18 protein-coding genes are annotated in these 21,990 nt (G+C 63.9%); 5 read left to right on the forward strand and 13 right to left on the reverse strand.

The window, feature by feature from the left end; all coding sequences use genetic code 11:
* Positions 1–7 precede the first annotated feature (7 nt).
* Positions 8–778, reverse strand: coding sequence for a DeoR/GlpR family DNA-binding transcription regulator (locus FJ954_RS12640; RefSeq protein WP_140661506.1), 771 nt, complete (start codon positions 776–778; stop codon positions 8–10).
* Between the two features lie 270 nt (positions 779–1,048).
* On the opposite strand from FJ954_RS12640, the gene fba reads away from it, so the two are divergent.
* Positions 1,049–2,113 (forward strand): class II fructose-bisphosphate aldolase, encoded by a 1,065-nt coding sequence (gene fba / locus FJ954_RS12645; protein WP_015318960.1) that lies wholly within the window; start codon positions 1,049–1,051, stop codon positions 2,111–2,113.
* Between the two features lie 54 nt (positions 2,114–2,167).
* Here fba and FJ954_RS12650 read toward each other — a convergent pair whose 3' ends face one another.
* From FJ954_RS12650 to FJ954_RS12695, 10 genes are all read right to left on the reverse strand, one after another.
* Positions 2,168–3,109, reverse strand: coding sequence for a TIM barrel protein (locus FJ954_RS12650; protein WP_140661507.1), 942 nt, complete (start codon positions 3,107–3,109; stop codon positions 2,168–2,170).
* A 48-nt stretch (positions 3,110–3,157) separates the two neighbouring features.
* Positions 3,158–4,675 (reverse strand): glycerol-3-phosphate dehydrogenase, encoded by a 1,518-nt coding sequence (locus FJ954_RS12655; protein ID WP_140661508.1) that lies wholly within the window; start codon positions 4,673–4,675, stop codon positions 3,158–3,160.
* Positions 4,676–4,721: 46 nt separating this feature from the next.
* Positions 4,722–5,762, reverse strand: coding sequence for a 2-hydroxyacid dehydrogenase (locus tag FJ954_RS12660; RefSeq protein ID WP_181177807.1), 1,041 nt, complete (start codon positions 5,760–5,762; stop codon positions 4,722–4,724).
* Between the two features lie 10 nt (positions 5,763–5,772).
* Positions 5,773–7,326 (reverse strand): FGGY-family carbohydrate kinase, encoded by a 1,554-nt coding sequence (locus FJ954_RS12665; protein ID WP_140661509.1) that lies wholly within the window; start codon positions 7,324–7,326, stop codon positions 5,773–5,775.
* Positions 7,326–8,450, reverse strand: coding sequence for an ABC transporter ATP-binding protein (locus FJ954_RS12670; RefSeq protein ID WP_140661510.1), 1,125 nt, complete (start codon positions 8,448–8,450; stop codon positions 7,326–7,328). The genes FJ954_RS12665 and FJ954_RS12670 overlap by 1 nt, the downstream gene beginning before the upstream one ends.
* Positions 8,447–9,565, reverse strand: coding sequence for an ABC transporter ATP-binding protein (locus FJ954_RS12675; protein WP_140661511.1), 1,119 nt, complete (start codon positions 9,563–9,565; stop codon positions 8,447–8,449). Before FJ954_RS12675 ends, FJ954_RS12670 begins: the two co-directional genes overlap by 4 nt.
* Positions 9,566–9,567: 2 nt before the next feature.
* Positions 9,568–10,425: a carbohydrate ABC transporter permease gene (locus tag FJ954_RS12680; RefSeq protein ID WP_015318967.1), complete on the reverse strand. Its 858-nt coding sequence runs from the start codon at positions 10,423–10,425 to the stop codon at positions 9,568–9,570.
* 9 nt (positions 10,426–10,434) lie between these two features.
* Entirely contained in the window at positions 10,435–11,358 is a 924-nt protein-coding gene (locus FJ954_RS12685) for a sugar ABC transporter permease (protein WP_015318968.1), read from the reverse strand.
* Positions 11,359–11,516: 158 nt separating this feature from the next.
* Complete coding sequence (locus FJ954_RS12690) at positions 11,517–12,962, reverse strand: extracellular solute-binding protein (RefSeq protein WP_140661512.1); 1,446 nt, start codon at positions 12,960–12,962, stop codon at positions 11,517–11,519.
* 45 nt (positions 12,963–13,007) lie between these two features.
* The gene (locus FJ954_RS12695) at positions 13,008–13,982 is read right to left on the reverse strand and encodes a sugar-binding transcriptional regulator (RefSeq protein WP_015318970.1); all 975 of its coding nucleotides are present in this window, start codon (positions 13,980–13,982) and stop codon (positions 13,008–13,010) included.
* A gap of 264 nt (positions 13,983–14,246) precedes the next feature.
* Between FJ954_RS12695 and FJ954_RS12700 the strand changes: the two genes are divergently transcribed.
* On the forward strand, positions 14,247–14,972 hold the full coding sequence (locus tag FJ954_RS12700) for an MgtC/SapB family protein (RefSeq protein WP_140661513.1): 726 nt from the start codon (positions 14,247–14,249) through the stop codon (positions 14,970–14,972).
* A 77-nt stretch (positions 14,973–15,049) separates the two neighbouring features.
* Here the strand turns inward: FJ954_RS12700 and ftsZ are convergent, their stop codons facing one another.
* Complete coding sequence (gene ftsZ / locus FJ954_RS12705) at positions 15,050–16,087, reverse strand: cell division protein FtsZ (protein WP_140661514.1); 1,038 nt, start codon at positions 16,085–16,087, stop codon at positions 15,050–15,052.
* A 455-nt stretch (positions 16,088–16,542) separates the two neighbouring features.
* On the opposite strand from ftsZ, the gene FJ954_RS12710 reads away from it, so the two are divergent.
* From FJ954_RS12710 to FJ954_RS12720, 3 genes are all read left to right on the forward strand, one after another.
* Entirely contained in the window at positions 16,543–18,603 is a 2,061-nt protein-coding gene (locus tag FJ954_RS12710; RefSeq protein WP_140661515.1) for a N,N-dimethylformamidase beta subunit family domain-containing protein, read from the forward strand.
* A gap of 185 nt (positions 18,604–18,788) precedes the next feature.
* Positions 18,789–19,487, forward strand: coding sequence for a GntR family transcriptional regulator (locus FJ954_RS12715; protein WP_140661516.1), 699 nt, complete (start codon positions 18,789–18,791; stop codon positions 19,485–19,487).
* A 242-nt stretch (positions 19,488–19,729) separates the two neighbouring features.
* Positions 19,730–21,085, forward strand: coding sequence for a glutamine synthetase family protein (locus FJ954_RS12720; RefSeq protein WP_140661517.1), 1,356 nt, complete (start codon positions 19,730–19,732; stop codon positions 21,083–21,085).
* Positions 21,086–21,090: 5 nt separating this feature from the next.
* Here FJ954_RS12720 and FJ954_RS12725 read toward each other — a convergent pair whose 3' ends face one another.
* Positions 21,091–21,951 carry a MurR/RpiR family transcriptional regulator gene (locus FJ954_RS12725; RefSeq protein ID WP_140661518.1) on the reverse strand — a complete coding sequence of 287 codons (861 nt, stop codon included), beginning with the start codon at positions 21,949–21,951 and terminating at the stop codon, positions 21,091–21,093.
* Between the last annotated feature and the right edge of the window lie 39 nt (positions 21,952–21,990).

The following is a 21,990-nucleotide window of genomic DNA, read 5'->3' on the forward strand; positions in this document are numbered from 1 at the left end:
TTGATCATCAATCCTTGTCGGCGACCACCCTCAGCGAGACGCCAGCCGCATCCAGCGTGTCGCGCATTCCGAGCTCCGGCCCGCGGCCGGTGAAGACGGCGTCGAATGCCTTGAGATCGGTCAGGAAATGCAGCGCGCTGCGGCCAAACTTGCCGTGATCCACCAGCAGATATTTGCGTGTCGCCGCGGCCATCATCAGTCGCTTGGCCTGCACCACTTCCTGGTCCTGATGGAAGGCGGAGGCGCCATGGATGGCCGACGACGACAGGAAGGCGACGTCGGCACGCAGCGACCGCAGCGAAGCCTCGGCGAGCAGGCCGAAGAAGCCGTGGAATTTCTTCGAGTACTGGCCGCCGAGCGCGATCAGGTTGATGCCCGCGGCACCGGCCAGGTCCTGGATGACGGCGAGATTGTTGGTGATCACCGTCAATGGCCTGAGATCGACGAGATACCGCGCGATACCGCCCGCGGTCGAACCGTCGTCGATGATGACCGTCTGGCCGGGTTCGATCATGGTCACGGCCGCCGCCGCAAGGCGCTGTTTTTCCCCGATCGCCTGCTTCTGCCGGTAGCGGAAATCGCTTTCAAACAGACTGCTCGGCTGGATCGAGGCGCCGCCGCGCACCTTGCGCAGCAAACCGCTCTCCTCGAGCTCGTCGAGGTCGCGATGCACGGTCATCCTGGAGACGCCAAAGCGAGAGGCAAGATCGTCGACGCTCGCCGCGCCGGCATCCACCAGGAAGTCCATGATGCCTTGGCGTCTGTTGTCGCTCTTCATTCTCGCCGACCCGCCAACGCAGAAGCCTGGCTCCTTGATCGAACGAAGATATAACAGATATGATCGCATAGATATCATGATTTTTGTGATAATGGGATATTTTTGTGGGATATTTCGCCGGCTTTTATCGCGCCGCTGTAACAAGAATTGCTGCCGGGACGGTCTGTCACGGTTGCGGTTGCGCGGGATTCCGGCCAGAAGCATCGGTGGGCTGAACGATGCGCGGGCGGCCCGCAACCACAGTCGAAACCAGATACGGGAGACTAATCGTTGGCTCGCATCACACTGAGACAATTGCTCGATCACGCCGCCGAATACGGCTATGGCGTGCCGGCCTTCAACATGAACAACATGGAACAGGGCCTCGCCATCATGGAGGCTGCCGAGGAGACCAAGTCCCCGGTCATCCTGCAGGCGAGCCGCGGCGCCCGCGCCTATGCCAATGACGTGGTGCTGGCCAAGCTGATCGACGCGCTGGTCGAGATCCATCCCGACATCCCGGTCTGCATGCATCTCGACCATGGCAACAACGAAGCCACCTGCGTCACCGCGATCCAGCACGGCTTCACCTCGGTGATGATGGACGGCTCGCTCAAGGAAGACGGCAAGTCGCCGGCCGACTATGCCTATAATTCCGGTATCACCAAGCGCGTCGTCGACATGGCGCATTGGGGCGGCGTGTCGGTGGAAGGCGAGATCGGCGTGCTGGGCTCGCTCGAGAGCGGCGGCGGCGAGCAGGAAGACGGCCACGGCGTCGAAGGCGCGATCAGCCACGACCAGCTCCTGACCGATCCGGTGCAGGCCGAACAGTTCGTGCGCGATACCCATGTCGATGCGCTGGCGGTGGCCATGGGCACCAGCCACGGCGCCTATAAATTCTCGCGCAAGCCTGACGGCGCGGTGCTGGCGATGAACGTGATCGAGGAGATCCACCGGCGCTTGCCGAACATGCATCTGGTCATGCACGGCTCGTCCTCGGTGCCGGAGGACTTGCAGGAGATCATCAACAAATATGGCGGCCAGATGAAGCCGACCTGGGGCGTCCCAGTGGAAGAGATCCAGCGCGGCATCAAGCATGGCGTGCGCAAGATCAACATCGACACCGACAACCGCATGGCGCTGACCGGCGCGATCCGCAAGGTGCTGACCGAAAATCCCAGCGAGTTCGACCCGCGCAAATATCTGACGCCGGCGATGGCGGCGATGAGGAAGCTCTGCAAGGAGCGCTTCGAGCAGTTCGGCACCGCCGGCAATGCGCCGAAGATCAAGCCGCTGCCGGTTTCGGAAATGGCCAAGCGCTACAAGTCGGGCAGCCTCGACCCGAAATTCGCCTGAGTTCGATCCGGTTGCATTTCATGGACAGGAGCCGCATGGGCTCCTGTCCGATTTCTATCCGGCCTTCGGCGAAATCCCCGCCCTGCCGGCGTCGATGAACGGTGCCCAATAATCGACCGACTCGCGGATCATGGCGACCACCTGATGGTCGACCGGCTCGCGCTCGCGGAAGGATAGTTCGAGGCAGATTTCGTTGTCGGTGCCGCCGCCGCGTCGTACCGTCTCCAGCAGCTTCTCCGGCGTGATGCGGCCGTCCTTGTTGTGGGCCGCGGTGAATGGCCAATGGCCACCCTTGTTCATCGACGATTGCTTGATGTGGATGATCGGCGACTTCAGGGGGAAAGCTTCGGCCCAGGCATAGGGATCGATGTCGGCCGGATTGGAGGAAGTGACGTCGCCATGGTCGATGTCGACCATCATCTCCAGCGGAATGGCCATGCCGGCCGCGTCGATCGCGTCCTGCAGCATCCGGCAATTCTCGATCGTATGGCCGAATTCGCGACCGACCGACATCGGCTCCCAGAACAGATAGGTCAGGCCTGCCGCTCGGGCGTGCTCGGCGACCTCGCGCCAGCAGTCCAGCGCGATGTCGAACAGCCTGGCGCGACGGGCGGGATCGTCATAGTCCCGATGCGTGAAGATGGCGAACTGCGTGCCCATGCCGCTGGCGCCAAGCTCGGCCGAGATGTCGGCAAAGGTCTTGAACCAGTCGACATAGTAGCGGCGCACATCCGCATCCGGATGGCCGAAATGGTTCAGCCGGCCATAGGGGCCGGTCATGCCGGAGGTGACGCGCACGCCGGTGCGATTCAAGGCGTTGCGGAACAGGCGGACGAACTTGACGATCGTCGCCGCCGGCCAGCCTGGGTTGACGAATTCATGCGTGAGCTGAACGTCGCGAATGCCGATTTCATAGGCAACGGTATCGATCAGGTCGTCCGGCTCGGCGAAGCGGTTGACCAGCGGATTGGTGTTGAGGGAGAGCGTGAAAGCCAAGGTCGCGATCCCGTCAACGCCGGCGCAGAACAGGGGCGATGAGCGCCATCAGCCTGCCCTCGCCTGCCGGCTCGCGCACCAATGCTCGAAGGCCGACTTCTCCTCGGCGGACAAATGCAGGCCATGCTTGGTGCGCCGTTCGAGAATGTCGGCCGCGTCTTCCGCCCATTCCTGTTCAAAGAGGTAGTTCGCCTCGCGCTCAAAGAAATCCTTGCCGAAGCACCGCCCCAGTGCGGCGAGCGATCGGGCGCCGCCGACCACGGACCGCGTCCTGGTGCCGTAGAGCCGGCCGTAATGCTTGAGCAGCGATGCCGGCATCCATGGATACTCGCTTGCGAGGTTGCCAAGAAATTGTTCGAAGTCGGCATTGGCGATGTCGCCGCCGGGCAGATGCGCCCTCGCGGTCCAGGCTTTGCCCATGCTGGGAAAGAACGGTGCGATCCTGTCCAGCGCATGCTCGGCCAGTTTGCGGAAGGTGGTGATCTTGCCGCCGAAGACGGAGAGCAGCGGCGCCTGCGCGTCCGGCGCGTCGAGTTCGAAAATATAGTCGCGCGTCACCGCGCTCGGATTGTCGGCGTTGTCGTCATAGAGCGGCCGGACACCGGAGAACGAATGGACCACGTCGCCCCGCGCAAAGCCGCGCTTGAAATAGCGGTTGACCACCTTGATGAGGTAATCGATCTCGCTCTCATCCGCCCTCACATCCTCGGGCCGGCCCTCGTAGGGGATGTCGGTGGTTCCGATCAAGGCTAGATCGTTCTGGTAGGGATTGATGAAGATGACGCGCTTGTCGTTGTTCTGGACGAGATAAGCCTGCCTTCCCTCCCAGAATTTGGGCACGACGATATGGCTGCCCTTGACGAGGCGGACGTTGCGCCTGGAGTTCTGGCCGGCAACGCGGTTGACGATGTCGTTGACCCAAGGGCCGGCGGCATTGATCAGCGCGCGGGCCCGTACACTGGTCTTGATGCCGGTCCTGACGTCGCGCATCTCGACAACCCAGAGGCCGCCCTCGCGGCTGGCCGCGGTGCAGGCGGTGCGGGTGAGGACCTTCGCTCCCCGTTCGGCGGCGTCGAGCGCATTGATGACGACGAGGCGGGCATCGTCGACCCAGCAGTCCGAATATTCGAAACCGCGCTTGAAGCTGTCCTTGATCGGCGCCCCCTCGGGAGCTGTGCGCAGGTCGAGCGTCCGCGTGGCGGGCAGCCGCTTGCGGCCGCCGAGGTGGTCGTAGAGGAAGAGGCCGAGCCGCACCAGCCATGCCGGCCGGTCGTCCGGGCTGTGCGGCAGCACGAAGCGCATCGGCCAGATGATGTGCGGCGCCGATTCCAGCAGCACCTCGCGCTCGATCAGCGCCTCGCGCACCAGGCGGAACTCGTAATATTCGAGGTAGCGCAGACCGCCATGGACGAGCTTGCCCGAGCGCGAGCTGGTGCCTTCGGCGAGATCGTCCTTTTCGCACAGGATGACGGAAAGCCCGCGGCCGGCGGCGTCGCGCGCGATGCCGGCGCCGTTGACGCCGCCGCCAATGACGAAGAGGTCGACTATGTCAGGGCCGACGCTCATCTTGCCGTCGCCCCACTGCCTGATTTTCGCATCATGGCCATCGCTCTCAGCACGGATTGACCGGAGGCAGGCCGGCCAGGTAGCGGCGCACTTCCTCGGCGGCCTGCTCGGCGGCATAGGTCACGGTGCGCACCGAAGCGCCGGCGATATGCGGCGTCAGCGTCACATTGGGCAGCTGCAGCAAGGGCCAGTCCGACGGCACCGGTTCGACCGCGAAGGTTTCCAGCATGGCGCTGGCGATCTGCCCTGAAACCAGCGCCTCGTAGAGTGCGTCGTAGTCGACCAGCGGGCCACGCGCCGTATTGACGAAGATCACGCCCGGCTTCATCCGCGCGATGGTGTCCTTGCCGATCAGACCGCGTGTCTCCTGCGTCACCCGCGAATGCAGCGTGACCACATCGGAGCGCGACAGGAGGTCGTCGAGCGCAACCAGTTCGACGCCAGCGTTGCGATCCTCGGCGCTCAGTTGCACATAGGGATCGCTGACCAGGACGTGGCAGCCGAAGGCGCGCAGCAGGCGCACCACCTTCGTGCCGATATTGCCGTAGCCGACTACGCCGACGGTCATTTCGCCGAGCTCGCGGCCGGTGCGGTCGGCGCGGTAGAGATCGCCGCGCCATTCCCCCTTGCGCAAGGCCTCGTGGCCGACCCGGATCAGCCGCGTCTCGGCCAGGATGGCGCCGATGGTAAACTCAGCCACGGCAGTGGCGTTGCGGCCGGGCACATTGACCACGGTGATGCCGTGCACCCTGGCCGCTTCCATGTCGATGTTGATCGGGCCGCCGCGCGACACCGCGACCAGCTTGAGCCGCGGCAGGCGCCGCATCATGCCCTCCGACAGGGGCGCAAGCTGGGTGACGAGGATTTCGGCATCGTCGATGAAGTCGACGACCTCGTCGGGATGGCCGAAATATTCCTTGACCTTGTCGAGGCCGAGCGCGGCGTTGCCGAACTCCATCGGCTCGTCGGGCCAGGCCGTCTGCAATGTCCTGATATCGAGGTCGCCACTGGCCACCTTCTCGATTTTGGCGCGAAACACCTCCGGCAGCATGAAGTTGTCGCCAATGATCGCTATTTTCCTCAGCATACTCGACTTCTCAATTTTCCTGCGATGTCGCCATGGCACGCCAGACCGGCCGCAGGGCCTGGTGCGCCAGCATGTAGGACGGGGTCATCCTGTCGTAGATCGCGGCGAGATCCGGGTCGCTCGGCTCGGCCTCGCCGAGCAGCGGCGTTACCCATTCGCCGACGCATTCGTCCATGGAGGCGTATTGGCCGACGCAGACCGCCGCGATCATTGCGGCACCGGCCGCACCGGCCTCCTCGCGCGCGCTGGTGCGCGTGTCGGCACCAATGGCCGCACCCAGGATCTTGCGCAGCGCCGGGCTTCTGGCGGCGCCGCCGGTCAGGCGAATTTCGCGTGGCAGCGGGCCCATGGCGGCGTAGCAATCGCGCGCCGCGAAGGCCAAGCCTTCGAAGACGGCGCGCACCAGATCGGCGTAGCCGTGGCGCGACGAAATGCCGACGAAGCCTGCCCTGGCATTGGCATCGACGAACGGTCCGCGCTCGCCGGCTTCCGACACGTAGGGCTGGTAGAGCAGCGAAGCCGGCCGCGAGGCCGCGATCCAGGCATCGACCAGCGCGATCATCTCGCCATTGCTGCGGGTTATGCCTTGCGAGGCGAGGATGCCCGAAGCGAGGCCAAGCACCCAGTCGATGTTGAGCGTCGCCGCCATGTTGGACTGCATCTGCGCGAACACGCCCGGCGCCGGCATCGCCATCGTATAACCGGTCGCCGCTTCGTTGAGCTGCACATCATCCGGGGTCTCGGCCAGCCGCATGTGCATGCCGGTGGAACCGATGATCGAGCAGCCGGGCTTGCGCTCGCGGTCGAGGAGGCCGGCGCCGAGCGCGGTGCAGACGACGTCGACATAACCGAGCACGACGGGTGTGCCGGCAAGCATGCCGGTGACTTCGGCGGCGGCCGGCGACAGTCCGGCGCTGTGGCTCGTGCCGTCGACGATCGGCGGCAGCAGGTGCCTGAGATCGGCGACGCCGAGGACGTCGAGCACGTCCCCACTGTAGTCACGGGTGCGGAAGTCGCCGAAAGTGAAGGTCCCTTCGGACGGATCGGTGGCGCGTTCGCCGGTCAGCTTGAAATAGAGCCAATCCTTGCAGTGGAACGCGGTCGCCGCCTTGCCGAGCATTTCGGGCATGGTGCGCTTCATGAAGGCGAACTGCGAGCCTTGCTGGCAGGCGGCAAGACCGCTGCCGGTCTTCTCGAAGCGCAGCCGGTCATCGGGCCGCGCGCGGATTTCCTCGACGACGCCCGCGGCGCGCGCGTCGAGCCAGAGCCAACCCTTGGCCACCGGCTCGCCCTTGCCGTCGATCAGCCAGGTGCCGTCCCCCTGCCCGGTCACCGCGATGGCGACGGTCCGGCTGGCGAGATCGGGCACCTTGTCGGCAAGCTGGCGCAAGGTCGTGGCGGCATCGGCCCATGTGCGGGCCAGATCCTGTTCGGCGCCGCCGCCCGGCAGCGTCTCGTAATGGTTCGGCGTTGCCGCGGCCGCGATCTGGCGGCCCTTCGTGTCGAAAGCGATGGACTTGATGACGGAAGTGCCGGCATCGATGCCGATCAGTACGTCGCGCATCACGCGATCTCCATGCCGTGCGAGATCGCCTTGCCGCTCGCCTGGTCGAAGACGTGCAGGTTTTTGGGATCGATGCTGACGTTGATGGGCGCGCCGAGGTCGAGCCGGGTGCGGTCATGCTCCACCAGGACCAGCGAGCCGCCGGCGAAGTCGGCGGCGATGTGGGTCTGGTCGCCGAGCCATTGGTTGGCCGAGACCCTGGCCGGAACTCCTTCCTTCGAACGCCGGACCGCGTAGGGCCTGATGCCGATGACCACCCGCTCGCGGCTGAGCAGCTGGTCGCGAACCGGAGCGCTGAAGGCGTCCTTGTCGTAGTCGAGCGACAGACCGTCGGGCAGCCTGAGACTGATGCGGCCGGCGGTCGTGCCGACAAAGGCCTCGAAGACGTTCATCGGCGGCTCGCCGACGAAGGTGCCGGTGAACAGGTTGGCCGGGCGCTCCTTGATCCGGTCCGGCGTGTCGAACTGCTGCAGCACGCCGCCCTCCATCACCGCGATGCGGTCGGCCAGCGCATTCGCCTCGGTCTGGTCGTGGGTGACCAGGATCGCGGTCAGGCCACGCTCCTTGATGAAGTGCTTGATACGGCCGCGCAACACGGCGCGAAGCTGCGGCTCGAGCTGGCCCATCGGCTCGTCCAGCAGATGCAGGTCGGCTTCCCGGATCAGCGCCCGGCCAAGGCTGGCGCGCTGCTGCTGGCCACCCGAAATGGAGCTAGGATAGCGCTCCAATATGTCCTCGATCTCCAGCAGCTTTGCGATGCTGGCGACCTTGGCGTCGACCTCGCTCCTGGGCAGCCTTGCGGCCTTGAGCGCAAAGGCCATGTTCTCGCGCACGGTGAGCGGCGGATAGAGCGAATAGCCCTCGAAGGCCATTGCCACATTGCGTTTGACCGGCGGCAAGGTGTGTACCTTGCGGCCGGCGACCGCGATCGCGCCACGCGACACCTCCTCGAAGCCGGCAACCATGCGCAAGGTCGAAGTCTTGCCGCAGCCCGACGAGCCGAGCAGCGCCACGATCTCACCCTTGCCGATATCCATCGTCAGGTTCTTGACGGCGTGAACGCCCCTGTCGATCGGGCCATAGAATTTGTCGACGCCTGATATGGTGAGCGCGCTCGGGCTCATGCCGCTTCTCCGTTGCGCAGTTTGACGACATTCCTGGCGCCGATGCGCTCGCCGCTCGCCCGATCGAACAGCAGGGCGCTCTCGCCGTCGACGGCGATATGCGCCTTGCCTTCGCTGCGCCCCGGGGTTCCGGCCGGGCGCGAGACCAGGATTTCACGGCCGCGCATGGTGCGCACCAGGGTAACGATCTTTTCGTTGAGCGGCGTCTCCGCCTCGACGGTCACCGGAACGGCGCCGGGTTCGTTTTCGCCGACGAAATGCAGGGCCTCGGGTCTCAGCCCGATGATGCAGTCGCGGCCGATGGCGGCCTCGGGAGCATCGGCGAGATGGACCTGCACATTGGACAGGCCGACATAGCCCCCCCGGGCATCGCGCGCGGGCTTGACGTCGAGCAGGTTGATGGTCGGATCGCCGAACAGCCGCGCGATCTCGATGTTGGCCGGCTCACGATAGATCTGCTCGGGCGTACCAAGCTGCCTGATGACGCCTTGCGACATCACCGCGATGCGGTCGCCGAGCGCCATGGCTTCCTTGTAGTCCTGGGTAACGTAAACGACGGTGGCGCCGCGATCGGCGAGCAGCCGCGGCAGTTCGAGCCGCATCTCGAAACGCAGCTTGGCGTCGACATTGCGCAAGGGATCGTCGAGCAGAAGCAGCGGCGGCGAACCGACCAAAGCGCGGGCAAGGGCCGTGCGCTGCTTCTGGCCGTTGGAGAGCGCGCGCGGCTTGTGGGAAAGCACATGGCCGATCTTCAACAATTTGGCGACGCTCTCGACACCGGCCTTGATCGCGCTCTGCGACGAGCGCTTGGCCGCCAGCGGCGTCGCGATATTGTCGAAAGCGCTCATATGCGGAAACAGCGCGAAATTCTGGAACGCCATGCCGACGCCGCGGAATTCCGCGTCGACATCGGTCATGTCCTCGCCGCCGATCAGGATCTTGCCTTCGTCCGGATCGATGACGCCGGCGACCAGCCGCAACAGCACCGTCTTGCCGGCGCCCGAGGGACCAAACAGCACCAGCGTTTCGCCATCGGCGACGGTCAGCGACAGATTGTCGAGGACGGTCTGGCTCTTGTAGCGCTTGACGACGTTTCTGAGTTCGAGGCTGGCCATTTCTATCCTTTCACCGCGCCGAGCGACAGGCCCTCGACCAGATAGCGCTGTGCATAAAGGGCGAGCGCCAGCGTCGGCGTGATCGACAAGACTATGGCCGCCGAAATCTGGCCGTACTGGATGCCCGATGAAGTGATGAAGGCCAACGCGCCGACCGTCACCGGCTGCTTGTCGGCCGAAGCCAACACCAGCGCGAAAACGAAATTGTTCCAGGCGAAGATGAAGGCAAGCAGGCCGGCCGCCGCGATGCCAGGGCCGGCGAGCGGCAGCGCGATCTTGCGAAAGGTGGCGAACCAGGAATGGCCGCCGATGCGGTAGGCATATTCGATGTCGGCCGGAATATCCTCGAAATAGCCGCGCACGATCCACAGGATCAGCGGCAGGCAGATCAGCTGGTAGACCCAGATCAGCCCGATATAGGTGTTGGCCAGGCCGAGCTTCTGGAAATAGAGGGTCAGCGGCAGCAGCACCAGAAGTGCCGGCGCGAACTTGAACGACAGCAGCGTGAAGGCGATGTCTTCCGAACCGCGGAATTTGTGGCGCGCGAAGGCGTAGGCCGCCGGCACGCCGAGCAGCAGTGAAACCGCCACCGAGGTCACCGACAGGAATACCGAGTTCCAGAGGTTGCGCATGAAGGCGATGTCGAGCGTGCCGGCGGCCGTCATCAGCTTGCCGGTGATCAACGCCGTGTAGTTGGCGAGCGTCGGTTCGAAGATGAGCTGCGGCGGGATGCGCAGAATGGTCTCGTTGGTCTGGAACGACATCATGAAGATCCACAGGATCGGGAACATGAAGAAGATCACGACCAGCGTCAGTGCCGCGCCGCGCAGGATGCGTTCGAGAAGCGAGGTATGTTCCATCGCCGCCTCCTATGCCTGGCCGCGGGCGCGTTCGCGCAGCCTGAGCCAGTTCTTGATGAAGATGTTTGAGAGGAAATAGGTGATCGCCCACAGGATGATCATCAGCGCCGCCGAGCGACCGACATTGGTCGACTGGAAGAAGTTGAGATAGGCCTCGACCTGGAACACGGTCAGCGTGTCGCCCGGCCCGCCCTGTGTCATGGCGTAGATGATGTCGAACTGCTGGATGGAATCGAGCAGGCGAAACAAGGTCGCCGTCAGGATGTAGGGCGTCAGCATCGGCAGCGTGATGCGGAAAAAGACGAAGCTCCTCGGCACGCCGTCGAGCGCGGCGGCCTCGAAGGGCTGCGTCGGCAGGCTGCGCAGGCCGGCAAGCAGCAGGATCATGATGAAGGGCGTGTAGACCCAGATGTCGACCAGCACGACGGTGAACAGCGCCGTCGACGGTGACGACGCCCAGCGAAAATCCTGCAGCCCGATGAGGCTGGCGAGATAGCTCAGCACGCCGAAGCCCGGATTGGTCATCAGCTTCCACATCAGTGCTGCCAGTGCGGGCGCCGTCATCAGCGGCATCAACAGCATGATCGAGATGAAGTTGTTGAGCGTCGAGCGCTTCTGCAGCAGCAGCGCGATGGCGAGACCGAGAAGCAGTTCCAGCACGACCGTGGTGCCGGCATAGAGCAGCGACACTTTCAACGTGTTCCAGAATTTCGGGTCGGTGAAGAAGGAGATGTAGTTGTCGCCCCAGTTGAACTGGCGCGCCCAGGGCTGGCTCAGACGATAGCGTTGGAACGAGTAAACGACCGACGTCAGGAACGGGATCAGTATGCCTATGCAGACCAGCAAGGCCGGCAGGCTGAGCACATAGGGCAGCACCCGCTTGCTGATCCTGAAGCCGGATGGCTTGAGCCTTTGCGATACCACCGCAGTCATCGAGCTGCTCCGTTGTTGCTGTCGCTTCGCCCTGCCGGCCGCCCAAGGGAGCAAGGCGGCCGGTGGGGCGAAATGGCGGTCACCTTTCGGCACCGCATCGCAAACATGAAAGATGTGGCGAGGGCCGAACCGCCAAGCAGGCCGGCCCTCGTTGCGACTTAACCGAGACCGGCTTCCTTGAGCTGGCCGTTGATGCTCTCGGCGAGCTTGTCGAGGCCCTCGTCGACCGGCACTTCCTTGGCCACCATCTTTTGCAGCGTCGCCGCCCATTCGGTGGTGAGGTCGAAGAACAGCGGCTGCGCCGTGAACTTGATCGAGGCGCCAGGTGCCGAAGCGTCGAACATCTCGACATAGCCGGGGTAGCTCTTGTTCAGCTTCTCGCGGAACATCTCGTCTTTCCACACCGACTGGCGGACCGGATCGACGAAGTCCATCTTGGTGGCGCCGAACAGGCCGTGCTCGGGGCCGGAGGCCCATTGCAGGAAGTACCAGGTCGCGTCCTTGTCCTTGGAGAAGTTGGACATCGCCAGCGACCAGATCCAGATGTTGGGCGTCGAGGCCTTGGCTGCCGGATTGGCGGTGAAGGCGGCATAGGCGAGCTTGCCGGCCATCTTGTTGTCGCCGCCATTCATGAAGTAACCGAGGCAGTCGGCGTCGAAGATCATCGCCGAGGCGCCGGCGCCGAGATCGGTGCCGACCTGGTACCAGGTATAGGTCGACCAGTCCTTGGGGCCGCTCTCCTGGATCATCTGCACCCATTTGGCATGGAAGGCCTTGGAGCCGGCGGTGTTCATCGCCGCCGCGAGCTTGCCATCGGCGGAAACGGTCAGGTCCTTCTCGTTGAAGTTCGAGTAGGCCGACAGGAAGCCCGGATGGATCGTCGCCCAGGAACGCGAGCCGCGAACGCCAATGCCGTAGACGCCGCCGCCAATATCCTTCTGCAGCTTGGCCGCCGTCGTGATCATCTCGTCAAGATTGCCGGGAACGCCGACGCCGGCCTTGTCGAACATGCCCTTGTTGTAGGTGATGTTGTTCTGCTCGAAGGCCCATGGAATGCACCACTGCTTGGCGTCCTCGGAGCCCAGCGCGCCGCCCGGCTTGCCGTTCCAGGCGCACGACGATTTCACGCCCGGCAGCATATCGTCCCAGGCATAGTTCGGGTTGGTCTTGGCCGGGTCCTTGATCCAGTCGTTGAGATCGGTGATCCAGCCGGCTGGGCCATAGGTCCAAGTCATGTAGGCGCCGGTCATGAAGGCGTCGTATTCGGGCGAGCTCGCCGACAGCGCCGCCGTCACCTTGTCGAAATAGACATCTTCCGGGAAGACGTCATAGACGACGTTCATGCCGGTCAGCTTCTTGAAGTTCTCGAGGTCGGCGATCATCGCATCCGCATAGGGATGCTTGTTGAGCAGGAGCTTGATGGTCTTGCCCTTATGCGCCTGCCAGTCGAAGTCGGCGGCGAGCGCGCGGGTCTGGCCGAGGTTGAGCAGCGTGCCGGCGGTGCCGGCGGCGAGACCCATGGCACCCAGGCCCTTGATCAGTCCACGACGGTCGACTTGTCCGCGCAGGAAGGCGTCTATCAGGTCTTTCTCTTTCTCATGCATTTCGTCTTCTCCTCCACAGGGTAGTTTCAACTGGACTGTTGCCGGCTACCCGACCGGCGTCTCTTCCACGAGCGATCGCGCCGTGCGCTCGTCCGTTATCAGGCCCTTGAGATAGCGCCCCTCCAGCACCGACTTGATGGCGCGAACCTTGATCCTGCCGCCGGCGACGGCGACAATCCGGCGGCTGGCGATATCCTCGCGCGCCAGTGCCAGCGCCCGGTTGGAAACCGTCGTCGCCACTGCCTTGCCGGCCTCGTCGAAGAAATGGCCGAGCAATTCGCCGACACCGCCATTGCGACGGATCTCCTCCATCTCGCCCTTCTCGATCATGCCGGTGGCGACAAGCGAAGCCTCGCGTTCGGCGGTGCCGATGCCCGCAAACAACAGGTCGGCGGATCTGGCGAGATCGAAGACCTCGCTGATGCCCTTCTGGCCCAGCAGCACGATGCGGTCCTCCGCCGTGTTGGCGAACATCGGCACCGGCATCACATAGGCTTCGGCACCGGTGCGTTCGGCGAGACGGTGGATGACATCATGCGGGTTGGCCGAGAATTTCCGCGTCAGGCCACCAAGCAGCGAGACGAAACGGATGCGGTCGGTGGTGGTGCGCGGCAGATATTCAACGCAGGCCGCGAGCGTGCGGCCATGGCCCACGCCGATCAGCGCCTGCTCGCCGCGCTCGATCTCGCGCTTGAGGAACTGCGCGCCGGCGATGCCGAGCGCCTTGAGCGGCAGATCCTCGGAATCGAAATCCGGGACCACCTCGCAATAGTCGAGGCCGTAGCGGCGGGACAATTCGTCCTCGAGCTCGACGCATTCCGACACTTCGCCGTCGATATAGACCTTCACCAGGCCTTCCTGGTTGGCCTTGGTGATGAGGCGGTGCGCCTTGAGGCTGGTCAACCCCAGCCGCTTGGCGACCTCGGACTGGGTCAGGCCGCCGGCGTAATGAAGCCACGCGGCCCGCGCCGCCATGCTGGCATCATCGTCCCGCAAAAGGCCGTTTCCAAAACCAACCACGTTTCCGTCCCGGTGATATTTTTATCAGTTGCTGCAAAATTTTTCACACGGATCGGCCGAAGTCAAGCGCCACCTTCAAATCGCGTGGCGTTTGGTCCGCTGCCGCGCGACGGTTCGGCCGGGAACCTCAGGAGGGCAAAAAGGTTCTTACATCGACAGCCCGAGGTCGCGACGTACCGGCCAGCCGCAAGCAACGTCGCAGCGAGGGCGCCGAAATCCTGGGAAAAATGGAGGGCGGAGCACCAGCGCCGCCCTGACAGGGCGATGTTCGAGCCGCTTTGCTGCGATATGCCACTTCATCCGACATGGCCCGATCTTGTCGCCCGGTTGCTGCTTGCGCTGCTGGCTGGTTTCCTCATCGGCCTGAACAGGGAAGCGCGCGGCCACACCGCCGGGCTTCGCACGACCATCCTGGTCGCCCTGGCGGCCGCTGTGGCCATGATCCAGGCCAACATACTGCTTGATACCACGGGCAAGGGAATGGATTTCTTCGCCAGCATGGACGTGCTGCGTCTGCCGCTTGGCGTGCTGACCGGCGTCGGCTTCATTGGCGGCGGCGCCATCCTTCGGCGCGGCGATCTCGTGACTGGGATCACCACCGCGGCCACCATGTGGATCATGACGATGATCGGACTTGCCGTTGGCGGCGGCCAGTTTGGTCTTGCGGCAATTGCAACCGTGCTGACGCTACTGACACTTCAGGTGTTGAAATGGGTCGATCTCAAGTTGCCGCGCGACCACCATGCGATCCTGTCGGTTTCCTGGGCAAAAGAATCCCCACCTGACCTTCCGGAGATGGTGCGGCCGCTCGGCTACGGCGCGCGCCTTGCCAAGATCGAGCATGATCCCAGCCGCAACCGCTTCGTGTACTCGTTCAATCTCGAATGGAGACAGTCCGACGCCGCCGAACCCTCGACGGAAATCCTGGCGCTGGTCGCGCGCGAATGCGAGATCGAGCGATTCGAGTTCATCGGCGAGAAGGCGTCCTGAAGAGCAATTTTTCCGCCCCGGGGACGCGACAGATACCGCAGGTCGCCTGCCCGAGAGGGTCAATTCGAAGCGGAAGTCTACTGCAGGGTCCGTGCGGCGGACGGCACGGAATGGCCATGTGCCATGCCGGCATCGGCATCACCCTCGCTGAGCGAACGATCGAGGCCCGTCGCCACCACCGAGACCCTGAAGCGGCCTTCCATGCTCTTGTCGAAGATGGCGCCGACGATGATGTCAGCGTCCTCATAAACCTCTTCACGGATGCGCGTAGCCGCCTCGTCGACCTCGAAAAGGGTCATGTCCCGGCCGCCCGAAATCGACACCAGCACGCCCTTGGCGCCCTTCATCGACATTTCGTCGAGCAGCGGATTGGCGATCGCGGCTTCCGCCGCCTTCATCGCCCGGCCTTCGCCCGAAGCCTCGCCGGTTCCCATCATGGCGCGGCCCATGCCGCGCATCACCGATTTGACGTCAGCGAAGTCGAGATTGATCAGGCCTTCCTTGACGATGAGGTCGGTGATGCAGCTGACGCCGGAATAAAGCACCCTGTCGGCGATGACGAAGGCATCGGCAAAAGTGGTCTTGGCATCGGCGATCCGGAACAGGTTCTGGTTGGGGATCACGATGACGGTGTCGGCGGCCTCGCGCAGCCGCTCGATGCCTTCTTCGGCCATCTGCATGCGGCGCCTGCCCTCGAAGGTGAACGGCTTGGTGACGACGCCGACCGTCAGGATGCCGGCCTTGCGCGCCGCCTGTGCGATGATCGGGGCCGCACCGGTTCCGGTGCCGCCGCCCATGCCGGCAGTGACGAAACACATGTGGGTGCCGGCCAGATGATCCATGATCTCGTCCAGCGATTCTTCGGCCGCGGCACGGCCGATCTCGGGCAACGAGCCGGCGCCAAGGCCTTCCGTGACGTGCGCGCCAAGCTGGATCAGCCGCGTCGCCTTCGACATGGTCAGCGCCTGGGCATCGGTGTTGGCGGCAATGAACTCGGTTCCCTGAAGCTGTTCCACGATCATGTTGTTGATCGCGTTGCCGCCGCCGCCGCCGACGCCGATCACGGTGATCTTGGGTCTCATCTCGGAGATTTCCGGCTTCTTGAACTCGGCCATGCCTGCTTCTCCTTCGCCAATTGCGTGCGCTTCACGACCCACAAGCAGACTGCCTGCAAGACATTGCAATCGAGCGGCATGACGCGAATCAGTCCGTTCGGATGGGTACCCCAAAAAGCCAGAGAGCGGCCGGACGTGCAAGTGCGTGAAGGTCAAGTTTTGTGATGAAGAGGCCGACCTTCGAGAACGACTGTCCGGTTTCGGACGATCGCGATAATGTCGTCGTGGATCAGGCACCAAGCAGATGCCTGCGACGGATGCCTAGAACTCGCATTTGCCGAGGCCATCGATGGCTGAGCGAGATTTCTACGGACTTCATCAGCAAGCAAGGCCGAGGGGATATATGCGCCCTCCAGACCCAAAGGTATGAAAGAATTGTCCAGTTTGCCATCAATGAGAGTGCGACAGCCGGGGAGAGTGCGACAGCCGGGATCGCGACGCGGATTTTTGCGGCGATGAAACGCCCCGTCGACCACGGCGCCATGGCCGTCTCAGGCTATACCGTTCCTTGGCATACAGCGGCAGGAACACCAGTCGCCCTCCATGTCTCGTCGTCGCGGCCGGTACGCGACGTGCACGTCGTGCGGCTCGACACGCAAGCGGCCGAGCCGATGGGCTGGCGCGTCGAGCCGACGGGAAATGCCGTGTCCCGTCGCGATTTCGATCACGGATCCTTCCTCAGGGTCGCGGCGGCGGAACTTGCCAAGGCCACCGAGATCGAAGGCGTCGCCTTCGAAGTATACTTGACCCCCAACGATGGCGCCCGCGTGCTGTTCGAAAGCGGAAACCTGCGCCTCGGCTTGCAGGACGGGCGGCTGATATCAGGCGACGACGGCAACTCGCCCGATAGCGACGTGGTCTTGCCGGCAAACACCTGGCTCAAGGTCGAGATTTCGTCGAACGACGGCGCGACCGTGCTGCGGATCGATTCGGACGATCTTCTGTCGCCGTTTCGCCTGGATCGTCGATTCGACCTGCCGTGGCGGCTCCTGACCGGTGACATGGTCTTCGGCACCAGCACGGCAAACGATGTCAGGTCGCTCAACGCGAAATTCTCGACGATCTCGCTGCAAACCGCGGCTGGCCGTATCGCCTGGACGTTTCCGACCCTGCTGCCGAGAGGCCCGCTCGCCTCGACAGGCACCGATCGCGTCCTCTTCCTGGAAACGGTCAACCAGCCCGCCTTCTGCATGACCTCGCGCCGCTGGGACGGGTCGAGTTTCGACCCCCGGCTGGTGCCGTCGCATTACGACGCCGTGCATTGCCACGACGACGACATGGAGGCGTTGCAGTGGCCGGCCTCATACCAATTGCAGGTTCCCGCCGAGGCGCCCGCCGGGGTCTATGCCTTCGAGGTCGGTCAAGATGAAGGATCGGAGCGTATCGTCTTCTTCATCACTTCGTCGGAGCGCCGGGCGCCGTTGTTGTTCCTGGTGCCGACGGCCACCTATCTCGCTTACGCGGACGAATTCCTGCCGGCGCATCTCTACGAATGGATGTGCGAAGATCGCGGCCATCGCTTCGCGATCGATAACAATCTGAAGTCGCTCTACGACTATCACAGCGACCTCAGCGGCGTGTCGATCTGTTCCACCAGGAAGCCCAAGGCGACGCTGCGTGACGACTACAAGTATCCGCTCTGCGGCTGCCCGCACAATCTGCCGGTCGACCTGCATTTTCTACGCTTCTGCCACAACAATGATATCGCCTTCGATCTCATCACCGACCGCGACCTGCACGAACTGGGTCTTGCCGGCCTGCAGGAGTATCAGGCGGTCATCACCGGCAGCCATCCCGAATACATGTCGGTCGAGATGGAGCATGCGCTGCGCCAATTCGCGGCGGCGGGCGGCAGCATCGCCTATCTCGGCGGCAATGGCTTTGCCGGTAAGGTGGCGTTCCAGGACGATCTGATGGAATTGCGCCGCTCGCCGCTCGAGGCGGGCCGGACCTGGGACGGCCCCATCGCCGAACAGTCACTGTCGATTACCAACCAGCCGGGAGGCTACCTGCGCGCCAGCGGGCGCGGCGAGTTCTCGCTGACCGGCGTCGCCATCTCGCTGATGGGTTTCGATGGCGCGCGGCCTTTCACGCGTACGCCGGAAAGCCGTCAGCCCTCGGCCGCGTGGTTGTTCGACGGCGTCACCAGCGAGACCTTCGGCGACGAGGGCATCGTGCTTGGAGGCGCCGCCGGCTACGAGGTCGATGCCACCGACCCGCATCTGGGCACATCCCCCGACACCATGGTCATTGCCCGCGCGACCGGATTCCCGGACAGCTTCGTCCATGACGCGACGCGCTGGTACGAAGGAGGTGACAGAGAGCGCGACGAGCGCCGCTGCGCGGAGATGACGCTGCGCCATCTGCCCTCGGGCGGTCTGATCTTCTGCGCGAGTTCGGTCGCCTGGTGCGGCGCCTTGCCCGCGGGCGATGCCATGAACGACGTCGGCCGGATCACCAGGAATTTGCTGACGCATCTGGCGCAGGAAAAGAGCGGGCCGGCTCCGGATCGATAGCCGGAAAGGAAGGCAGCCCGCCGCACCGCGCCGGCTCCGGCGGTTGGCTTGCCGCGCAACGATCGAAGCGTCTATCATGCCTGATCAATCGGCGGCTTGGGTGTTCCCGCCGTGCCGGGCCTAAGCTTTGTCCGCGGCGCGTGTCGTCAGGTCATTTTCAGAACGGATGAAGGTGCGCCCCGCCAATGGCCGGCAGAACACATTTCGGTTTGACCGCCGTCGACACCGTGCCCTTGCACGAGAAGGTCTATCTGGAGCTTGTGCGAGCCCTGATGTCGGGCCAATTCCTGCCCGGTCAGAAGCTGACCTCGCGCAGGCTCGCTAGGGAACTCGGCACCAGCGACATGCCGGTGCGCAGTGCCTTCATGCGGCTGCAGGCATTGCGGGCACTGAGCCCGATGCCGAATGGCAGCGTCGAGGTGCCGGTGATCTCGGCCGAGCGGTTCTCGCAATTGACCGCCGTGCGCACACTGCTCGAAGGCCCGGCGACCGAGCTTGCGACGAAACTGATCAACGGCAACAATCTGCGGGCGATCCGACGCCATTGCACAGAACTGACCCTGACGGCCCGCAAAGGCGATATCGGCGACTATCTCAGGAAGAACCACGATTTTAAGTTCTCGATCTATCGCCATTGCGGCAACGAGCAGATGATCTTCCTGATCGAGACGGTGTGGATGCAGGTCGGCCCGTTTCTCAGAAACCTCGCCGTGGGATTCGAGGACGACCTCTCCTCCATCCTGGATATCGACTATCACGAGGAAGTCGTTGCCGCGATCGAGGCGCAGGACGGTGCGCGAGCGCGGGCGGCCATCGTTCGCGACATCGACGAGGGTGCTGCCCACATCCTGCGGCAGGTCAGATTCCCGGAAGCGAGGAGCTAGGCCGGTGTCTCCTGGACCCCAGATGCCGCTTGGCTTTCCCTTGCCTTGTCGCTATGTTGCGATCGCAGATCGCGCAATTGGTTCCTGAAATGCCTCCCGACATACCGGCTAATGACTTGAAAAAATGAAGGAAACTTTTCCGACCGATGTCGGAGATGCCTTCATGAACTCATCAGCCGCTTTGTCGTAAAAATAGGGTGCTCGCCTCAGACGCGACACCGCAGGGAACCAGAGGTTTGAAATTGAGCGATGCAATTGCGGACGTTTTGAACTGGCTTGAAAGCCGAAGCGACATCCAGAGCCTGAGGGCCGCGGTGTGCGACCTCAACGGCATCATGCGGGGAAAACGCATCCCCGTCGAGCAGGCCCGCAAGGCACTGGAGGGCAAGCTGCGCATGCCCTACTCGCTGATCGGGCTCGATGTCTGGGGCGAGGACATCGAAGGCAACAGCCTGGTCTTCTCGACCGGCGATGCCGATGGCCTTTGCCAATGGACGGGTCGCGGCATTCTGCCGGTGGAATGGACGGCGCATCCGACGGCGCTCGTCCCGCTCTGGCTCGCCGATGAGAGCGGAGCGCCCTATCTCGGCGACCCCCGGCGGGCACTGGCTCGCATCCTCGGTCGCTACAAGGCGCTCGGCCTGACGCCTGTCGCGGCGACCGAACTCGAATTCTACCTGGTCGATCCGCAATCGCAGCGGCCGGTCGGACCGGTCTCACCGGTCACCGGGCGGCGTCTCGATTCCGACGCGGCGCTGTCGATCGACGAGATCGACGATTTCGAAGCCTTCATCCACGACATCTATGAAGCCTGCCGCGCGCAAGGCATTCCCGTCGATACGGCAATCGCCGAAAACGGCGTCGGCCAGTTCGAGATCAACCTGAACCATGTCGCCGACGCCTTGCGGGCGGCCGACGATGCGGTGTTGTTCAAGCGCACGGTGAAGGGCATTGCCCGCAAGCACGGCTTTGCCGCCTGCTTCATGGCCAAGCCCTATGGCGACCGCGCCGGCAACGGCTTCCATGTCCATTTCAGCCTGGTCGACGCCGATGGGCGCAACGTGTTCGACGACGGCACCGACCAGGGTTCCGACACCATGCGACACGCGGTCGGCGGGCTGCTGGCGGCGATGGCCGAAAGCACGCTGGTGTTCGCGCCGCACTTCAATTCCTACCGCAGGCTGCGCCCGAGATCCTACGCGCCGACCGCGGTCGCCTGGGGTTACGAGAACCGCATGGTCGCGATCCGCATCCCCGGCGGCCCGACCGGCGCGCGCCGCATCGAACATCGCGTCTCGGGAGCCGACGCCAACCCCTATCTCGTGCTTGCCGCCATACTGGGCGCCGCGCTGATCGGCATCGAGAAGCAGATGTCGCCAGGCGACCCGGCGGGGAATGACGGGCAAGGCGTTGCCCCGGCCAAATTGCCGCCGGACTGGGCGTCGGCGATTGCAACCTTTGAAGGCGGGACGCATGTGGCGGAGATCTTCCCGGCGATTCTGCGCGACTCCTTCGTCGCCTGCAAACGCCAGGAATTGAATACGTTTGCCCTCAACGTCAGCGATTTCGAGATCGAGACCTATCTCGAAAGCGTCTGAGGCCTTTACGACGAGCGCTCGGCCTTCAGCACCGTGACCGCCGCCTCGCTGTTGTGAACGTAGTCGTTGGCGTCGGGCTGCTTCTGTACCAGCAGGATGAACAGAAGGTCGGTCAGCGTCAGCTGCGCGTCGCGCGCGGTGATGGAGGAAGAGCGCGCGCGTTCCTCGTCGGCGAGGGTGTAGAGGCGGATGTCGGCGACGCGGCTCAGCGGATTGTCGTGCAGGCCGGTGACGGCGATCACCGTCGTGCCACGCTTGCTGGCAAGCTCCGCGATACGCAAGGTTTCGATGCTGGCGCCGGAATAGGACAGCGCGAACAGCACATCGTCAGGCCCGAGCGTCGAGGCGTTGGCCATCTGGATGTGGCTGTCGCTGTCATGCAGCACATTGCGGCCGAGCTTCATCAGCTTGTATGAAAAATCGCGCGCCACCAGCGAGGAGGCGCCGACGCCGACCAGATGGATGCGCCGCGCGCCATCAAGCAGGTCCAGCGTCCTGGAGAGGATGCGCTCGCTGTTGGCGGCGACGGTCTGCTGCATCGACAGCAGCTTGCTGCCGATCAGCTTCTTCAGGATGACCGGAAAAGTATCACCCACCTCGATCGAGCCATGGATGACGCCGGCCGGCACCTGCCAATCCTGCGCCTTGGCCTCGCTGACGGCGAGCTTGAGCTCCTGATAGCTGGCATAGCCGAGCTTCTGGCTGAACTTGACGACGCTAGACTGGCTGCGGCCGATCTCGGCCGCAAGTGCCGCCGTCGACAGCCGCAGCATCTGGTCGGGATTGTCGATGATATAACGGCCGATCTCGCGATCGCCGGGCGCCATGCCGTCGAGCTCGGCACTGATCCTGCTTAAGACGGACACGGGAACCCCTCGCTCTTCACTGCAAGACGAGGAATAAAT

The organism is Mesorhizobium sp. B2-3-15 (genome assembly GCF_006442875.1).
Classification (GTDB): Bacteria; Pseudomonadota; Alphaproteobacteria; order Rhizobiales; family Rhizobiaceae; genus Mesorhizobium; species Mesorhizobium australicum.